Source organism: Spirosoma pomorum, from assembly GCF_054776615.1.
The window spans coordinates 16924-34664 of record NZ_BAAHBP010000026.1 but is presented as its reverse complement, the minus strand read 5'-3'; the positions used below and the strand labels follow the sequence as shown (position 1 = coordinate 34664).

The 17741-nt window shown below is 47.0% G+C and carries 15 protein-coding genes; 7 read left to right on the top strand and 8 right to left on the bottom strand.

Annotated elements, in window-relative coordinates:
• Positions 1-46: 46 nt before the first annotated feature.
• From ACYVAD_RS15555 to ACYVAD_RS15525, 7 genes are all read right to left on the bottom strand, one after another.
• A complete protein-coding gene (locus ACYVAD_RS15555; RefSeq protein ID WP_461140430.1) occupies positions 47-973 on the bottom strand; it encodes a tetratricopeptide repeat protein in 927 nt (308 codons plus the stop codon).
• A 432-nt stretch (positions 974-1405) separates the two neighbouring features.
• Positions 1406-1852, bottom strand: a complete 447-nt coding sequence (locus ACYVAD_RS15550; protein WP_461140429.1) for a helix-turn-helix domain-containing protein — start codon at positions 1850-1852, stop codon at positions 1406-1408.
• Position 1853: 1 nt separating this feature from the next.
• The gene (locus tag ACYVAD_RS15545; protein WP_461140428.1) at positions 1854-2186 is read right to left on the bottom strand and encodes a type II toxin-antitoxin system HigB family toxin; all 333 of its coding nucleotides are present in this window, start codon (positions 2184-2186) and stop codon (positions 1854-1856) included.
• 288 nt (positions 2187-2474) lie between these two features.
• A complete protein-coding gene (locus ACYVAD_RS15540; protein WP_461140427.1) occupies positions 2475-3188 on the bottom strand; it encodes a CPBP family intramembrane glutamic endopeptidase in 714 nt (237 codons plus the stop codon).
• Positions 3189-3741: 553 nt separating this feature from the next.
• Complete coding sequence (locus tag ACYVAD_RS15535) at positions 3742-5076, bottom strand: serine hydrolase domain-containing protein (RefSeq protein WP_461140426.1); 1335 nt, start codon at positions 5074-5076, stop codon at positions 3742-3744.
• Positions 5077-5187: 111 nt separating this feature from the next.
• Positions 5188-5814: a helix-turn-helix domain-containing protein gene (locus ACYVAD_RS15530; RefSeq protein ID WP_461140425.1), complete on the bottom strand. Its 627-nt coding sequence runs from the start codon at positions 5812-5814 to the stop codon at positions 5188-5190.
• 151 nt (positions 5815-5965) lie between these two features.
• Positions 5966-7426, bottom strand: a complete 1461-nt coding sequence (locus tag ACYVAD_RS15525) for a S41 family peptidase (protein ID WP_461140424.1) — start codon at positions 7424-7426, stop codon at positions 5966-5968.
• A gap of 666 nt (positions 7427-8092) precedes the next feature.
• Here ACYVAD_RS15525 and ACYVAD_RS15520 point away from each other — a divergent pair.
• Complete coding sequence (locus tag ACYVAD_RS15520) at positions 8093-8803, top strand: lysostaphin resistance A-like protein (protein WP_461140423.1); 711 nt, start codon at positions 8093-8095, stop codon at positions 8801-8803.
• Between the two features lie 357 nt (positions 8804-9160).
• Here ACYVAD_RS15520 and ACYVAD_RS15515 read toward each other — a convergent pair whose 3' ends face one another.
• The gene (locus ACYVAD_RS15515) at positions 9161-10336 is read right to left on the bottom strand and encodes a redoxin domain-containing protein (protein ID WP_461140422.1); all 1176 of its coding nucleotides are present in this window, start codon (positions 10334-10336) and stop codon (positions 9161-9163) included.
• Positions 10337-10862: 526 nt separating this feature from the next.
• On the opposite strand from ACYVAD_RS15515, the gene ACYVAD_RS15510 reads away from it, so the two are divergent.
• From ACYVAD_RS15510 to ACYVAD_RS15485, 6 genes are all read left to right on the top strand, one after another.
• Positions 10863-12269: a serine hydrolase domain-containing protein gene (locus ACYVAD_RS15510; RefSeq protein WP_461140421.1), complete on the top strand. Its 1407-nt coding sequence runs from the start codon at positions 10863-10865 to the stop codon at positions 12267-12269.
• Between the two features lie 275 nt (positions 12270-12544).
• Positions 12545-13981 carry an amidohydrolase family protein gene (locus ACYVAD_RS15505; RefSeq protein ID WP_461140420.1) on the top strand — a complete coding sequence of 479 codons (1437 nt, stop codon included), beginning with the start codon at positions 12545-12547 and terminating at the stop codon, positions 13979-13981.
• Positions 13982-14364: 383 nt separating this feature from the next.
• The gene (locus tag ACYVAD_RS15500) at positions 14365-14751 is read left to right on the top strand and encodes a VOC family protein (RefSeq protein WP_461140419.1); all 387 of its coding nucleotides are present in this window, start codon (positions 14365-14367) and stop codon (positions 14749-14751) included.
• A gap of 399 nt (positions 14752-15150) precedes the next feature.
• Positions 15151-15984 (top strand): oxidoreductase, encoded by an 834-nt coding sequence (locus ACYVAD_RS15495; RefSeq protein ID WP_461140418.1) that lies wholly within the window; start codon positions 15151-15153, stop codon positions 15982-15984.
• Between the two features lie 210 nt (positions 15985-16194).
• Positions 16195-17091 carry a helix-turn-helix domain-containing protein gene (locus ACYVAD_RS15490; RefSeq protein WP_461140417.1) on the top strand — a complete coding sequence of 299 codons (897 nt, stop codon included), beginning with the start codon at positions 16195-16197 and terminating at the stop codon, positions 17089-17091.
• Positions 17092-17327: 236 nt separating this feature from the next.
• Positions 17328-17657 carry a hypothetical protein gene (locus tag ACYVAD_RS15485; RefSeq protein ID WP_461140416.1) on the top strand — a complete coding sequence of 110 codons (330 nt, stop codon included), beginning with the start codon at positions 17328-17330 and terminating at the stop codon, positions 17655-17657.
• The last annotated feature ends 84 nt before the right edge of the window (positions 17658-17741 follow it).

Here is a 17741-nt window from a genome sequence, read left to right as displayed (position 1 = left end):
CCAACAGCCAGATCATGTTACAGCGTATCGAAGATCATTACCAAACTTAATTCCCCAACACGTTCTTAGGCTTACCCAGCCGGTGCATAATAGTTCCAATGGCAATCTGCGCTTCAGCCTGGTTTTGAAGGCTACCTATTTGGACTGAATAGGTTAGACAGTGTCTATAGTAAGGTAGTGATCGTCTATAAGCGGACTGTTCATAGAATAAGTCACCCAGGCTAATCAGCGCCATTATTTGTAATTGCTTATCCTTTGTTCGGTTAGCGATCCGTAGGGATTCATCAAAACTTTGAAACGCTTTATTGTACTTACCTAGCTTTAAATAAATGGTACCGATAGCATCTTGTATCCTGGCAATTCGTTCCTGATTATTTTCTTTTTTAAAAACAGCATACGCCTGGGTAAAATACGTCATGGCATTGCTGTAGTCTTTGACTTTACTGTAAATCAAACCAACATTAGTGGTAGCCACCGTAAAATTTTTCATATCCCCAACCTCCTTAAAGAGAAATGTAGCTCGCCGAAAATACGCTAAGGCCTGGCTATAGTTTCCTTGGCTATTGTAGATGTTACCTATGTTATTCAGCGTTGACGCTACCCCCTTTTTGTAGTGGATCTTTTCAAAGGTTTCCGCTCCCTTTTCAAAAGCAGTTATTGCCTCTGAAAAATTACCGAGGTAATAATAGGTGATCGCTTTATAATTAAAACAATCGCCTACTTTTTTCCAGTCGCCGATTTGCTGATAGAGTTTTTGGCTTTTTTCAAACAGCACCAAAGACGGCTGATAGACTTGGGTGTCCTGATAATGTGAACCCAGCTTAAAAAGGCTGTCAGCTACTTGCCTGACAGGACTCGTCGGTCCCTTTCCCGAAGGAATGGCCTTGTGCGTCGATGCCACTTGTGCATACAACTTTGTTACTATTCCAGTCAACAGAAAAAGATTGAGCAGTATGCCAATCGCCCACTTCATCCTACCGTTCTTAAATGATTCCCAACGGATACCCACATTCCTACCAAAAAATTTGTACCCAAAAACCCTATTTCAGTCTGGTAGACGTACGCCCTGTTTGTACTTGGGAGAGTTGTTAGACCTAGCTAGACCACTTGTCTCTATTGCTTGCTATAATTTATGACGTATCTATTTGTTAGCGATAAGCTAGACAGTACTGCAGTTAATGTCTGGTGCCAAAGCCAAAATTAATTACTGATCGGCTTGTATACCTCTCTTTTGGATGATCTGATCAACGTTCACCAAAATACGAAACTTCTGGCTAAATACCGTTTCAGCATACGCCCTTTTTTAGATATTCTCAGACGGCTAGAAAGTATATAATGAGAAGGTCAGGGTTTTTATCAGTAAAGCTTAACACTTGTTGCAGTTGAATGCTATCGTAAATTGATACTAAGCCAGTTGTAAGTCTTTTCTGGTGTTCATCACACTGGCATTTTTGAAGTGGCTATTTTCGGGCACCTTTAATTTATAGGGCCGATTGAACGCTTCTTGGGAAACGCTAAAATAGCTTGAAAGTGTCCTGATGATCTCTTTGGACAAGCCTTTCTTATAATGCAAAATATCTGAAACAAGACTTTTACTGACGCCCAAAATCTGGGTCATATCTTTCGCTTTAAGCGATTTCTCGCTCATCAGGGCTGTGAGTAGCTCAATGGGATCTACATCCTCGAATGAGTTATGTTCGGCATCCCACTTTTCAATCAGATAAGTGAGCAGCTCAATTTCATCCTGCGTATTTTCTCCTTGATCGCTTCCAGTCACTAACTCTTCTAAAGCTGTACAGTAGTCATTATATTGTTTCTCGGATTTGATTATCTTATATCTGAGTGCTTCCATCTTAATAATGATTTACGGTATACTGTTCGTTGTGCTTACAGAGCTTGTCATACTCGGCATGGGTTCCTATCCAGCAGACAAAGAGATGAACTTGGTTCTTGCCAAAGGCGTATTTACAGATCATCCTATAGTTATTGCCACCAATATCAAATACAACACGGTTGGTCCCATTACCTAGCAAATCAGCTGCCCCAAATGTATCTTTAATAGCCTCAGGCGTCTGCCAATCGGCAAACTTGATTACAGTGAGCCAGACCTTAAACGAGCTTTTACTGCGGGCGTTCTTTTCGGTGTAAGCCTCAATCGTCTCCTTTCTGATTAGATGAACCTTCATAAGCTACTGTAAAGATACGAAAAAAGTTCACAAAATGTGAACTCCCAAAGTGCATATAACTTCCAAGGTGCATATATAGGAAGCAGTCTCTGCTAGGAGCCTTTGGTGAGACACCGGTTTTAACATCAGTCCAACGTTATTTGTCGCATACTGCTTGCTAATCTTTCCGTATCGCCTATTAAAGCTACCTGCTTAACGGCAAGGGGGACGGGTGCCTTCGGTGCTACCCGAGAGCTAACAATACACAGATAAGGACTCCTAGGCTGGATTACCATTCCCTCCAAGCTTTCAGGGCATACTGACCACTGCCGCTTTCTTACTCTTATACTCATGAATTTTCATCAACCCAATTGTGATAGCTAAAAATATGATCACTGTTGGCAGGCTTGGTGGGTTTACATTGATAAGGGCGTGTGCCAAGGCGACAATCAGCCACGATTTCGTTTTTCGGTAAAACTCAGCTAGCCCGGCGCTTCCCGCCACAATTAGGCCTAAGAATCGTAGTGGATGTTCTATCGTCAGTCGATTCGGGAAGGAGTAATGCCAAGCAAACCATAACCCGCCACTCAGGAGAACTACCGGTAAAAACGAATACTTGCCCAGTTGGTTTCCTAAGAAAACTCGCCAGCCCAGTTCTTCTAAGAGCGCATAGAAAAGGGCATACATAGTCCAGAAAATAATCAGATGGTAATCGGTCTTACCAGAGAGGATATTACTAAGGAGGGTACCAACAAAGAAGATTCCGAGTCCAGCGAACTCCATGTTTCTAACCCATGGCGTTTTACTAAAGAGTCGCAGTGGCAAGGGGGTTTTAGACCAATAGCTGACTAGTAAGGCCGATAAGAATGGTCCGAATCCGACCGTAAAAATCCATTTGCTTCCATAGAAGGGCAACAGATTTGGCAGTAGATTCAAGACGGCTGAGCTGCCAAAAGCCAACACAAAGTAGAGAGTGATTTTTAGCGTGACTGGCTTGTCGAAGTTGAATCGAGGGGTTCCCATCGTGGAATGTTTGGCTTAAGTTGCTTCTGTATTCACCTACTTTGGTAATGATATGGCCAAGGGATAGTTGGCCGGATTTGCTATGGTTAATCGTTGGGACAAACATGGCCGGTGTTTTCAGGCCTCGCAAGAGGGTGGGACACTTGATCAGGGCCAAGGGACATAAGGGTCCGTTTCGGGGCTATTCGGGACGTTTAGGGACGAATAGGAAGGCATCTTTACTCGTTCAGGCAGGCATCAAACTCGCTTAGCAAGCTTCGCGAAATTGGTACTATCTCGTTCCCCCATTGATTGTAAGCAGATATCTTCAGGCGATAGCATCGGGCTGACAGATTCGTCAGAAACGTCCGGTGGCAGTAGGAAACCGGTGGCTGCTCAGCCTTGATGTGGTCAATGCACTACATGTTGAAAGTCTTTTGAAGAGCTCGGGTAAAGACTACGTGCATTTCTCTCTGTCTTGATTGGGAGCGATTTGTGAGACTGGGTACTTAATGACCACTAATACTCATTCAGAAAATTCCTCCGGCGGAGCCCTGACTTTCAAAATAGAAAACTATTCCTTTTTGGGGCAGACCACTTTCCGCTCGCCAACTGTAAACGACAAATCCGTTACCACGCCGGAGGAATTCCGATTAAAGGAAACGCCGAGTTGCTCACGACCATCATCCAATAGAAAATAATCTTTCTTTTGAGCATATAACTCCTGTTTGCGAGTGGTGGTAGACTTGAGACGATTGCCTTCAAGGCTTACCTTTATCCATTCTCCTGGCCGTAATAGGTACTCCCCTACATACTCCTTTAATAGCTTGGTACTAAGCTGAATCCTGGTGCGGGAAGGCCATTGGTAAGCTTGCTGATACAGGATCGCCAGGATTTTTCGGGTAATGATATGCAAATCCACGTCTTCGATGTTTTTGAGCAGGATGATACATATATCATCGGTTGGAACCCTAGCCAATTCGGACTTAAAACCCCAGATATCACCACTGTGCCAAACCACTTTTACCCTGGCCACCGAATCGATGATCCAACCATAGCCATAGTTGTTCTTTACGGGGGTGTACGCTCGGTTGAGTAACGATAAGCTCACTAGTTTACCCGTCTGTAAGCCCTGATGCCATTGGTAGAGATCTCCGGCTGTGGAATAGATGGCCCCGGCGGCACGGGGAGCGCTATAATCAATTAGCGTGGCTGCTTGAGCCGTATCGCTTTCGGGGAACTCCCAATAACCCGTTGCTTTATCTGGACTGGTCAGGCCAATAAAATCAAACCCACTGTGGTCCATCTCAAGCGGGCCAAACAGGTAGGTCTTGACCGCATCATAATAGCTCATGCCCGATACATGCTCACTAATGTAACCCAGTAAAATGTACCCCGCATTGCTATACTTCCAGTCTGTTCCTGGCCTAAAATCCAACGCCCGGTCTCTCAGGGCTGCCAAAAATTTAGCTTCCTCGGAACCTGAATACGTTTTAGTCTTTGAGTTGGCATCCTCATCCGAGAGGCCGGATGTATGGGATAATAATTGGTCAATCGTAATGCTATCGCCTTTGGGAAAGTCAGGATAAAACTGGCTTACTTTATCGGTTAAGGATAGGCGGTTTGATTCGACTAACTTTAAGATTAGGGTAGCGGTAAAGGGCTTGGTGAGGGAGGCAATCTGGTAAATCGTTTGTGGATCATTTCGCGTTTTCTGTTTGATATCCTTGTAGCCGTAACCCTTACTGATTAAGATTTCACCCTTAGCGGCCACCAAGATGCTGCCGTTAAATTTGCCTAATGCAGCGTATGTGTCGACTAGCTTTTTAATTTGTTTGTTGACCGGCTGAGCGTTGGCGCTAAAAGCCCAACTCCATATCAGGAGAAAAAATACAGGCTGGCGGATCATGAGCGATGATAGAGGGTTAAACTAGATTAGTCTGCCAAAGCTCGATGTGCGGAGCGCAATCCCCTAAAAAGCGGTATGCCATTTTCCCGCCAATTTTACGACAAGGCTGATTTACAGCACCGAAGGCAGTTTGTCGAGAAATGACGGTTGATCGGGTAGTTGGAGCGCAATGCGAAAGATGAAGAATAGGTTGACTCCCAGACTACTTATATACACGGGGATAAATAAGGGAACGGGCATCCCTACCAGAAAAGACAACCTGGCCAACAACAAGGGGATGACGAGCATCATCAACAGGGTAGTGAGGGTCCAAGTAATTTGAAAGTTAATAATACGTTGTCCTTGCTGCCGGAAGAGTTGATCGTGTCGGTAACGCCAGAGCAGGATGGCCGGCAGGATAATATTAGCCAGGGGCAGGATGATACCGGCCAAGGCACTCCAGTTAAGTCGGAGCAGGTAGGCTAAGCTGGCTGGGTTGGGGGTTATGCTGGGCGGTGATTGGGTGGCCATCAAGCCTTCTGGGTATAGCTGCAAAGTTCTCGCCAAGGTGCGCAGTGTATAGGCGCTACCCACCGATTCGCCTTTTTCCAGTCTCTGGATGGTGCGGATGGATAGGCCGGATAAGTTGGCGAGATCTTCCTGAGAGAGGTTGCGCTGCCGACGAAGGATTTTGAGCCGGCTACCTATCTCCTCGATTGGCTTAGCGAAATTACCCATTGAAGGAACACTACTTTCCATTAGTTTACGGATAAATGACTGGAGCAATAGATCTGGACTTAAATGTAGATTATATCGCCCTAAAATAGTGCAAACGAAAAGGCTTTCCTGACTACTTTCCCTATTTCCCTTGTTGAATTCCTACAAGTTTATAGTCTTTTCAAAAGCCCTATTACTGGTTGGCTTTGATGAGACTCAGAGCGGTTTCCAACTCGACATCATTCTGCCGTAAATAACTTGCACAGCTTCGACCCACGACATACGTGGGCACTACCCCTCGGCCATAAGCAATTCGCCCTTGAGGAGTTACCGCCTGTTGCAAATCAACGATCGAAAAGCGAAACCGGATTTTACTGCTGGGCAGCTTATATGTCACCGACTTGTGACCCGTATGACCATAGTAGCCGCCCATCGTTTCTTGACCGATCAATACCGCTTGCCCCTCGCTGGCCACCAAACTGGCAAACAACGAGCCCGCCGAGGCTACCGCGGGGCTGATGAGCAGATAAAGCTGACCCCGAAAGGCCAGCGGGTTGGGCCGCCAAAGTGCATTGTAGCGGGCCACCTGGTAATAACGACCTAGCTGATGGTGAGCAAATTCACCCCTCAATTCAGATTCCAGCTCGGTTCTCTCCCCCTTTTCTTCTTCCAGATAGTACTGGGGGAAAGGAACCTTTCGAAATAACGTAAACGCCGTCTTATTTTCTCGAAACGGCTGGTGAGCCACATAGGAGAAAGTCACTAAATCATTGGGATCGTCGCCCCCCCCGTTCTGACGAATGTCAACAATAAGATGGCGGATTTGCTGACGCTTAATGACCCTGAAGCACGAATCCAGAAAGTGACGATAGCGTCGATGAGCAGTTACTTGTTGCCCCTTAAACTCGAAGGTATTGACCGTCAGTCGGGCCGTTGAGTGGGGGTGCAGTAGCTGGAAGGTGTAGTCAGGTAAGTCCTTTGGGGAAGGAAAGGGATTGTAGCGTGCTTGTCGTTGACTGGCGTCTAATGACTGAGCCGCCACGGTGATCAGCTGCCGGGCGCGTTGGCCACATGGATGATACATCACCTTAAATGAGTGAAATGGGCCATAGGCTAAGCGGAAGAACCAACTGAAGTGTTGGTTAATGCCGATCTGCTTACCGACCTGGTGATTGCCATCGGTGGTATAGAATTGTTCGAGTCGAGGTAGCAGTTGGGAAACCGGTATCCCGTTAATCTGATCAATGGTGGCCCCTGCCGGGATGGGGCTGTTGCGGGCGTCGCAAACCAGGGTGCTATCTAGCAGGCGAACTGGGTAGGGAAAAAAGGCAGCTTGTTGAGCTAATCGTTCGGTTGTGGAGTCCGGTAGGCTAACTGAGTCGTGTAAGCTGCCCAGATAGGTAGTAGCCGCAGTCAGATGGCTATAGAAAGCCACCAGATCGGTTGATTCATTGATTTGGTGCTGATAGTGAGCAAACACACTATCCACCTGGTTGGGGGAGTGGTATTTGTAGATACCAGCATGGGCTTGTTTGAGGATCTGGGTAAAAAGCGCGAAGTCCGTTTGAAATCCCTTGCTGCTGGGGGTTGAGCAGTAGACAAATAGGCTGCTTATGACGACCACTATTATGGTCGTTACCCGTAGTCGCTTCATCGATGGGGGGGAATGATGCTTGGCTAAGATAAGCAGGAATGCTTTAGGAAGGCTGCTTGATTGCGGTCGAATCAAGGTTGGTGAAGGGTTATCGTTTTCTGGCTAATCTCTCTAGCTATAGTCAGCACATTCTCTTAAATCGCTCCTACCCGAGACGAATAAGCGGCATAGAACTCCTTGGAGGTTGGATGTTGTTTTTGGCATGTAGACTAGATGTTGTTTAGAATGGGCTTACCTTTACCCCGGTGGGCTTGATTGGTAACCTTGTCCACGCGTCCCCTACGTAGCGGTTCTCCAACCTGACGCGTAGGGGTTTTTGTTCTTAACAGTTGAACCGGGTTCTTTACGTCACTGTAGCATACTAAGTTTCTCGGCTAGTGGCGTATGCGCCGGATTGTATTGGACAGCTAGTAAAAGATTACCGTCTTATAAAAAGGCTCCATAAAAGGGCTAGGTGACGTTCTTGTTTCTTGAATCGGCCCTATCAATGAACTGAATAATTTCCTGACGCTGTACACTTATTGACAAGTTATCTCCACGGGATACTGACGGGCTCACTTACCGGCTGCATTCCCCCTCAGACTTGTATCTTAGTGTCAAACCTATCTACTTGCCTCACTTGGGCTTGCAAACCCAAGATTTACTAAAGTAGACTAAATTGCTCCCATGAATGACTATTTAATCCTGTCTATTAGCTTCTTACTCGTAGCCCTACTCGGGTTTGTAGGCAGTAAGGTGCGCCTACTGAATGACAAATTTTACATTCCACTCTGTTTGAGTAGTTTCATCTTCACTGGATTGTATGGCATTCAAGTTACGCGTCAATGGGTCGTTCCATTTTTAGGATTTAGCGACAACCTGAATCAGGTACTGTTCTATGATTACGGAAACGGGCTTTTGGGACTATTGCCCTTAGCCCTTGGGCTCCTGCTTATTGGCAAGTATGGGCTGCAAATAGAGTATGGTGATCAATGGAGTGGGACGACTAGGTATACGTTACCTTCGTTAAAGTATGGACTTATTGCCGGACTACTACTAGCGGCTATTCCCTTACTAATCGTTGCCTCAACGGGCCAAAAATTCAGTCCTAAAATTGACGTTTACCGCTACGGCGTTAATGGTGTTACCAACCTGTATGAAGAGATCATTTGTCGAGGGTTGCTGTTGGCTTGTTGCGTTCGCTATTGGACTCGACTATGGGCCGTGGTGTGGACATCAACGGTGTTTGGTCTGGCCCATGGGTTAACCGAAAAGAGTATAGCCATTGCATTGGGGGCTGGGCTGATGGCCTGGGCCGTACTGAAGGCAAAAAATTTGTGGGCCGGTTGGACCAGCCATCAACTGACGGATATGGTCGTCGATACGTTTTTACCCTAATTAGATAAGGCGGCCGACTTACCAACTTATCGACCGGTTCGTAGGGGTTATATGGTCAGGCTACGGATTGAGCTGCGGTGGCTGGCTCAGCCGCTGGTCTCAGGGAGTGAATGGCGTGTGAACTTCCGTAGATTTTTCAGCTTGTCTCTCAATATCGATCTCAGATAACGCTCACCCGTTAGACAAAGGAAAAGTGCTGTATCGACAATCCAGTTGTTTGTTGAGCTGTAGCAGCTTAGGTTCACCATACATAGGAACATAGCTCACCAAATCAACTGCAATGCTGAAAAGAGAGACGTTGATTTGAGCCAAGCCGCAAGTAACGGTCTCACATAAACGACTAAACTTCATCAGCAATCAGTTGCTTAAAACCTCGCTGAGCTTCTGGTCCAATTGGCTGTCATTGCCACCACTATAACGGCCAACAATGATCCCTTTTGGGTCAATCAGGATCTTGGTCGGAAATAAATCGACGGCATACTTTCTAGCGATACTCTGCTCGATGCCAATCACCTTATCCCCCTTTACTTCCGTATCCAGAATGTGTTGCCAAAGCCCAATGCCATCCTTCTCGATGGCTGTTCGCCAAGCGGCCGGTTTATCCTCGCAGGCAATGCCGATAAACTCGATCCCTTTCTGGCGATACCCTTTATACAACTTTACCAGATGCGGATTGCCGGCCCGGCAGGGGACGCACCAGCTTCCCCAAAAGTCCAATAGAACGTACCGACCCTTATAGTCAGCTAGCCGGATGGGCTTACCAGTTAGATCAAGGGCTGAAAAATCAGCCGCCCTTGTACCAACCGCCGTGTTGGCCTGGTCGATCATAGCTATCTTCTGGGCAATGCGCTGGCCAATAAATTCCTGTTGAATGGTGGGACTCAACCGAGCATAGAGTTGACGAACGGAATCAACCGGCCAACTGGTTTTGAAATGGTCCAACTCATAAGCGCTGACCCAAGAGTTGGGATTATCCTGAATAAAGCGATAGCTGACCGACCTTCTCGCCATGGCGTTGGTTACGATAGCTTGATTGATCGAATCCTGCTGGCTTTGTCGGCTAGCCCCATCGCTCGTATTATGCTTTGGTTGCGCCAGTTGGGTTGAACGCTCTCGAAGCAATAAGTAGCGCTTCAGGTAAGGCGCGTGCTGAGCGGTTAACTGATCGAATTTATCGTGGGTTTTAGACCCCTTGAGGGTAATGGCTCGAAATTGATCGTGAACAGCCTTTACCTGCATGGTGGTAGGCTCCAGGAAAATTTTAGCAATATTTAGATTCTCATCATCGGGAATGATTGTTCGGTTTGTTTTGATCAGCGCCCTAGTGGGTTGGTTAATCTGGCCCGTAAATGTGAAGGTGCCCTGTTTGACTTGAGCACTGTCGAATTTTTCTTCACCGGTCCTGTCCACATATTTCAGATAGATCCACTTAACCGGGGACTTATCAAGCTGGCCTTGCAGGACGAATTGATTTGTTTGTGCCGAGGCACTCAGGGCGAGGAGAAGCAAGCCCAGGCTACTACAGTTTTTCATCGTCAGGGGCAGCAAGGTCGATTAATGAGTTTTAAGCAAGGTGAAAGATGGCTAACAATTTGATGCCAAGTATTCTATTGGCTTAAAAGCAAGTAGGCCAGCCTATTTAACCTATCTCACTATACGCTCACACCTGAGACGATAGAACCATCATGCGTTTGCTTTTCAAAAGGGGCACCTTTCTAGTCGGCTAAGTCATGGTTACTTGCTCAACAAGATAATGTGCGCCCATTGGGAGACAAGATTTTTAATTGGTCAACGCAAAGAGTTTATTGATAAGGTAACCTCAAACCGTCTCGCTTAATCGCTTCCGGTTGCTGCAATCCTGTTTCTAAATAAACTATTCTAAGCAGCTTACTAGGCCTAAGCTTAACATGCACCTCCACATTTATCACAGCCGCTAGACGCATACGGTACAACTATTTGTACAACTATTACGATCGGTTAGCTCGGCTGTACCTGTCCCCACTTTTGTTATAAGCCACTCAGCGGGCTATCTTTGAACATACCATCGGCCTGCCTCTCTATGCGATTAATTCATGTGCTTCGCTCTCTGGGGCTGCTGTTAGTACTTGGCTCGAATAGCCCCTTGCATAGTCAGCATACCACCAGACAGCTCGACAGCCTGTTTACCGAATTACACCAGCATGACAAGTTTAATGGTAATGTACTGGTGGCCCAAAAGGGACAGCTCATGTTCGCAAAATCGTACGGCAAAGCCGATGAACAGCAAGAAAGAGCTCTAAACATCCAGTCTGTTTTTGAGTTAGCCTCCGTCTCTAAGCAGTTTACCGCCATGGGCATTGTGCTGCTTAAGAAGCAACAAAAACTAGACTACGACGATGCACTGGCCGACTACATCCCAGAACTAGCTTTTTATCGAGGGGTAACTATTAGACAGTTACTCAACCATACGGCTGGCTTACCGGATTACATGGACCTCTTCGAGGCTGAGTGGAATAAGCACAGATTCGCCACCAACGATGATCTCATTGCTGAGTTCGCCCGCTTCAAACCAGCCGCGCCTTTTGCGCCAGGTGAAAAATACACGTACAGTAATACCGGCTACGCGCTGCTGGCTAGCGTTATTGAGCGAGTTACCAAACAGTCCTACGGCGATTTTTTGGCTAGCCACATATTTATCCCCCTGGAGATGACACACTCTAGGGTCTACAGGAGCCGCTATCAACCCCAGCACATCGCAAATTATGCCTTGGGCTACGTCTCGGATAGCCTGGGGCGAAAGGTGCACCCCGATGTTTTTGGCCCAACCTACTATACGCATTACCTAGATGGGGTAGTGGGCGACGGAATGGTCAATTCAACGGTTGGTGATCTGCTCTTGTGGGATCAGGCATTGTATACCGACAAACTGATCAACGATACAGACCGGCAAGCAATCTTTTCGGGGGCTACGCTAGCAAGCGGAACAAGGACGGACTATGGTTTTGGTTGGGCTTTACTGGACAGTAAGCCCTATGGCCGGATCGTCAACCATACGGGCGGCTGGGCCGGTTATATTAGCTTGATTGAGCGTCATCTGGACACAGGAATGACCATTATCATGCTGCAAAACAACGCCACTGATCGGATCCAGATACCGCTCAAAGTGGTGAGGAAAATTCTTTATCACGAGCCGTTAGTGACAGAGGGCTTGAAGCCTGTGTCCACTTCAGCCCAGAGTTTGGAAAAGTACGTTGGTCTCTACTCGGCATCGACGATTCCGCTGAAGCTTGCCGTCTTTATCCGCGACAACTCCTTGTGGGCCCAAGGTCAGGCAGTTGGCCAACGCCCCTTCCGGCTGGACGCTTATGAGCATCACACATTCAAGTACGAGGCTACCTCAATACGAATGGTTTTTGATCCCGAGAAACGTACCCTATCCTTTGAGCAAGGCGATAAGGTCTCCCACATTTTTGCGAAAGAACAGTAAGTAGATGACTGAGTAAACCACCCGTCCCAGTAAACGCTCCTCTAAGAGACGAAGGAATTAAGATGTACATGTTTCTCTAAGGGGCACCTAGTTGTTACAAAACGAGGAGGGTCCGGACAGGTGTTGTACGATTATGGACAACTAGTCAAGGCACATAACAGTTAATCCATTGATTATAAACCGCTTGATCTAGCGGCATTATTGTTGATCCACCACTGCTTGGCCTCGCTACTACGCAATTGACTTTGTCCTTTCCGTTAACCAGTTTACTACCTGTGGAGATTAATTTTCGTGTTGTATGCCTACTGGCAATCCTGTTTTTAGGAGGGATGTGCGCTGAAGCGGCTGGATTGCTTCTTGGGTACCCCCCTAAACTAATCAGCCAATCCTCTTACTTCGTCATCAAGAATGTAACTGTCATCCCGATGACCTCGCCCAATCAAGTGATCAAGCACGCCACGGTCATCATCAAAAACGGCCATATCGAATCCCTGGATGGAGTCACCCCTAAGAATGCACACATTATTGATGGAACGGGCAAATGGCTGATGCCCGGCCTCATCGATGTCCACGTGCATCCGCCGACTGATTTCTCACCGCATCCAGGAATGCCCACCCAGCCCCCCAGTGTTACCTTCAATACCCAGGACCTGATGACCCCCTTTATAGCCAATGGCGTGACGACCATCGTCAACTTGAACGCCAATATGGGAGCCTTTTGTCAACGAATGGAAGTGCAGAAAGGCTATGTGACAGGACCCCGTATGATCATGGCCGCCCTGATCAATGGGGGGGTGGGGCCAGGCCGACGGGCGAACACCGCGGACGAGGGGCGTCAGGCCGTTCAGGATGCCAAAAACGAAGGCTACGAACTGATCAAGCTCTACTCCCAACTGAGCCCCGAAACGTTCGGTGCTATCATTGACGAAGCGGCTAAACTGAGGCTAAAAACGGTCGGCCATATTCCCAATGCTTTTCAAGGAAAACTCGAGCAAGCCTTTGTGCCCCACTTCGGTATGGTAGCCCATGCCGAAGAATTCTCCAAGCACGCCCAGGATTTCAGTGAGCAGGAAGCGCAACGATTTGCTCAGCTAGCCAAACAAAACGGTACCTGGTTATCACCTACTTTGATCGCCATCGTTCGCATCGCCGAGCAAGTCCGTTCCCTGGACAGTTTAAAAGACCTTGCCACCCTCCAGTACGTGCATCCGCTATTACAAAGCAAATGGCTAACGGCCAATAGCTATAATCGGAATTCAAGCCCGGAACGAATCGCTTATTTCGAGAAGTTGGTCCGGTTCCATGGTCAATTAGTGCGGGCCTTCCAGGCACTGGGGGTGCCGATAGTAGCTGGTACCGATGCTGGCGTTTCCGGGGTGGTCTGGGGCTTTTCACTGCATGACGAACTGGCCCTGTTAGCCCAGGCCGGGTTGACTCCTGAGGAAGTATTGGCTTCGGCTACCCGCTTACCGGCTACTTGGTTAGGAATGGCTAGTGAAGTAGGCACGGTTGAAGTAGGCAAGTTAGCGGACCTGGTGTTATTGGATGCGAATCCGCTGGCCGACGTGAACAACACGCGCCAGATTGCCGGGGTGTTTATCAATGGTCGGTGGTTGCCCAAATCTCAACTGCGAAGCATGTTGGCAGCGGTGTCCAAACGGAATGCGGCTTCGAAAAAGGATTATAATTGGCAGCAGCTGATGGGAAATTGAAAAACGTATGGCTACTGAAGTTTGTGCTAGTTGCTGAGCTCACTTGGGTTGGCTAGGTCTCGTTCTAAAACCGGGTTGGGTTATTCATTCATTTCTAAGTAAGTTCAAAAAACGCTCCAAAGCGAGACAAGAGGAGTTTTCGTGTCTTTGATCCGAGCATGTCGGTAGACTGCCCTTTAGGCCAAAGGCTATCAATCAAATTCGATAGCTCCTTTATAGTGGGCTAGCAGTTAGCGTAGCTTCCTTATACCACAAAATGAACCACTCGCTTTGATCAGTGAGGTAATAGCGAATCAGAACCGGCTAATGCAGCATCTAACTTCGGCCTGGCAACGGCCTAACTTTGCCATCTTTAACGACTATCACTGACATTTTACTAGTTTATGAAGGCCGATCACTGTGGGTTCCAGGTTAAGAATATGGATAAAGCCATTGCGTTTTATACCGACATGTTAGGCTTTCAGCTTGATCATCGAGCGATCAATCAGGAAGAGCAGGAAGAGTATGCCTTTTTATCGTTAGGGACGGCTCGATTAGAGTTAATTCAGGATTTAGTGAATGAGTATGTTCTTCCCGAGATCAAAAAGCCATTCTGTCCTCATTATTGCCTAGAAATCAGCGACATGGAGGCTTCCTTAACTGACTTAAAAACCAAGGGTATTCCCATTGTTAAAGGCCCCTTGCTGATTGAGCAGGAAGAGACTGGGGTCTATTTTGCCGATCCTGACAATAACATCTTGGAGTACATTCAGTGGTTCAACAAGAAGTAGGTTCCACCCAGCTGGCAGAACGTTGGGGCTGCTGGGTTCATAGAGCAGCTAAATTATTTGTTGTTCCCTCAGTAATCGGTAGTATACGTTCTATCTCTGAGAACAGCCAGGCTGTAAAAACTGCTCAAACGTTAGTTAATCATCTTTTCAAACGCTCCCATCTGAGACATGGAAATAACAGTTAAAACTAAGTTCGCAATTTGAAATAGCAATATCTAGTGAGGACAACGAACATAGCTTCACCTAATAAGGTAATCTATTTTCGTTGTTAAAAATGCGTCTTTCTTACCCACATTAACCCCGCCGGTAAATCGTGCAAACTTTGCCTACAATCGTATAAACCGCCCCCCACAGACCAACATACCTTTGTTTCATCAACTTATATAAGCGAATAAGGAAATGAAAAAAGTGTGGTTTATCACCGGAACCTCTTCCGGTATCGGCAAAGCGTTAGCGAAAGAAGTGCTTGCAGCAGGTTACCAGGCAGCCTTGGGCGTCCGTAATCTTGCCGATGTGGCAGACCTTATTTCTGCATATCCCCAAACGGCAATCGCGGTGAAACTGGATGTTACCAATACTGATCAAATAATTTCATCGGTAAAAACGATCCATGAAAAATTTGGCCGTATTGATGTCTTGGTCAACAATGCGGGCATCGGGTACTTTGGTTCTCTCGAGGAAAGCGACGAAGCTGAAGTACGTCGCATGTTCGAAATCAATTTCTTCGGCTTAGCGCGATTAATCAAAGAGGCATTACCAATCCTGCGCGCGCAGCGTAGTGGCCACATTCTTAACGTGACTTCAATTCTTGGCCTGGTAAGCTATCCAGCCGTCGGTTTTTACAGCGCGACCAAATTTGCCGTTGATGGCTACACGGAATCCCTATCAAAAGAAGTTGCCCCACTGGGTATTCAGGTAACTGCCATTGCGCCCAGCAGCTTCCGGACCGACTGGGCCGGCCGTTCGGCAAACGAAGCCCCCGCGACCATTGACGATTACAAAAACACCGCAGAAGCCAACAAAAAAAACATTCGCGACAACAGCGGTAAACAAGCTGGCGACCCGGTTCGCGCGGCACAGGCCATCATCAAAGTGGTTGAGAGTGAAAACCCGCCGTTAAGACTTTTGCTGGGAGAAGCCTCCTACAAAAATGCAAGCGCCAAACTGGTTTCCCTCAAAGCGGACTTTGAGGCTTGGGCCCAAACCAGCATCGACGCCGATTTTCCGAAATAAGAAGGGCTTCAACACTAGCTTAGAGGGACATACCATCGCAAAAAATGGTAACTGCTTTGATGAAAACAGAGACAGCTAACTAAGATGACATGATTTTTTAGCGAAGCTGAGGATTGGCTAGCTTCGCTAAAAAATCATGTCGAATGAAACTAACGAAATAAGGATATATTCTGACACTGGCATCGTTTAGGGTTATACATCGGTAAGCACATGAAACACTTCAGCACCATCACTGAGCTGCATCGCGTCAATCAGTATCCCCGGCCGGCCAATCCGCTAATTAGCCTGATACGCTGTGACAAGACAACCTCATGCTCGATCGCGGCCAGTGAATTCACGAGTGATTTTTATATGATTAGTTTCAAGAAAATGAAATCGGGGATCTATAAATACGGCAGGACGAAGTACGACCATGACTGTGGCTCGCTATCCTTCGCTAGCCCCAGACAGGTGGTGGAGATTCGGGATGTTGACCTGGAAGAAAACGGTTTTGTGATTTATTTTCATGAAGATCTGTTGGCTGGCCATCCGTTGCGGCAGGCGATTAGTAACTTCAGTTATTTCGATTACGATACCAATGAAGCGTTACATCTTTCGCCCAAAGAGGAAGAAATCGTCTGGGAGATTTTCAACAAAATCGAGTTGGAATATCATAACAACCCCGATGAGTACAGCCGGGAGATCATGCTCACCCACCTTGACTCCATCTTAAAATACTCCCAGCGTTTTTATAAACGACAATTCATCAACCGGTTCGAGCTTTCCGGAAAGACTGTTACCCGGTTCAATGAGGTCTTAAAGCAGTATTATTCAGGACAAGGTTATTTGGATAAAGGGTTACCCTCAGTAAAATTCATCGCATCATCCCTGAATATGTCGACCCGTTATCTGAGCGACTTGCTCAAGCAGGAGACGGGTAAAACAGCGATTGAATTGATCCACATTTTTCTGATTTCCGAAGCGAAACATCTGATGAGAGGGTCTGATCGGAATATTACCGAGATTGCTTATGCGCTGGGCTTTGACAATATGCCTTATTTCTCCCGGCTTTTCAAGCGGGAAATTGGCCTGAGTCCGCAGCAGTATAGAAAGCAACTGCTGAATTGAAACGTAGCGTTCAACCTATGTCTCCCGTACGATTGACATAACTTCACCTTGTCCATAGTAGCTGACCTGCGATTACTTATCTGGTCATAAAAAATCAGGTTATGACCGTCCTTATACTACTGACAGGAGTTGACAGTTATTAAAATTAATTGTCGCATAATACCCTGGTTTTGCTAGATACCTCTAATGAAGCTGGCGACTATTTATGTGGTGACAGTCAGTGGCTCGATGCAGCAATGAAAAGCGCCCGTACCGATCGGCCGGTGTTCTTATTTATGCACATTCCTTACATTCACAATGCCACGGCCACCGACGTATGCGGGGATGTTGTTACCGTCTTAAACCGTTATCCTGCTGTGCGGGCGGTATTTCATGGTCACGATCATAACAAAGACTTTGAGGTAGTGGCAGGTTCGATCGCTCTTCTCTTTGACGCCCATTTTGGCAGCAGTTGGGGAACACTGTACCGGGGCTATCGGGTTGTCGAGCAGCTTACTATGGATACCTTTCATACGTATCAGTACGATTATATCAACCAGACACGTATCAACGAGTTAAGCTTCTAAGTTTTGCTTAAATTACCATCATATGCTACGGCTAGTAGTTGACAGTTATTAAAACAGACAGTCTATTAGAACGCCCGTATGTTG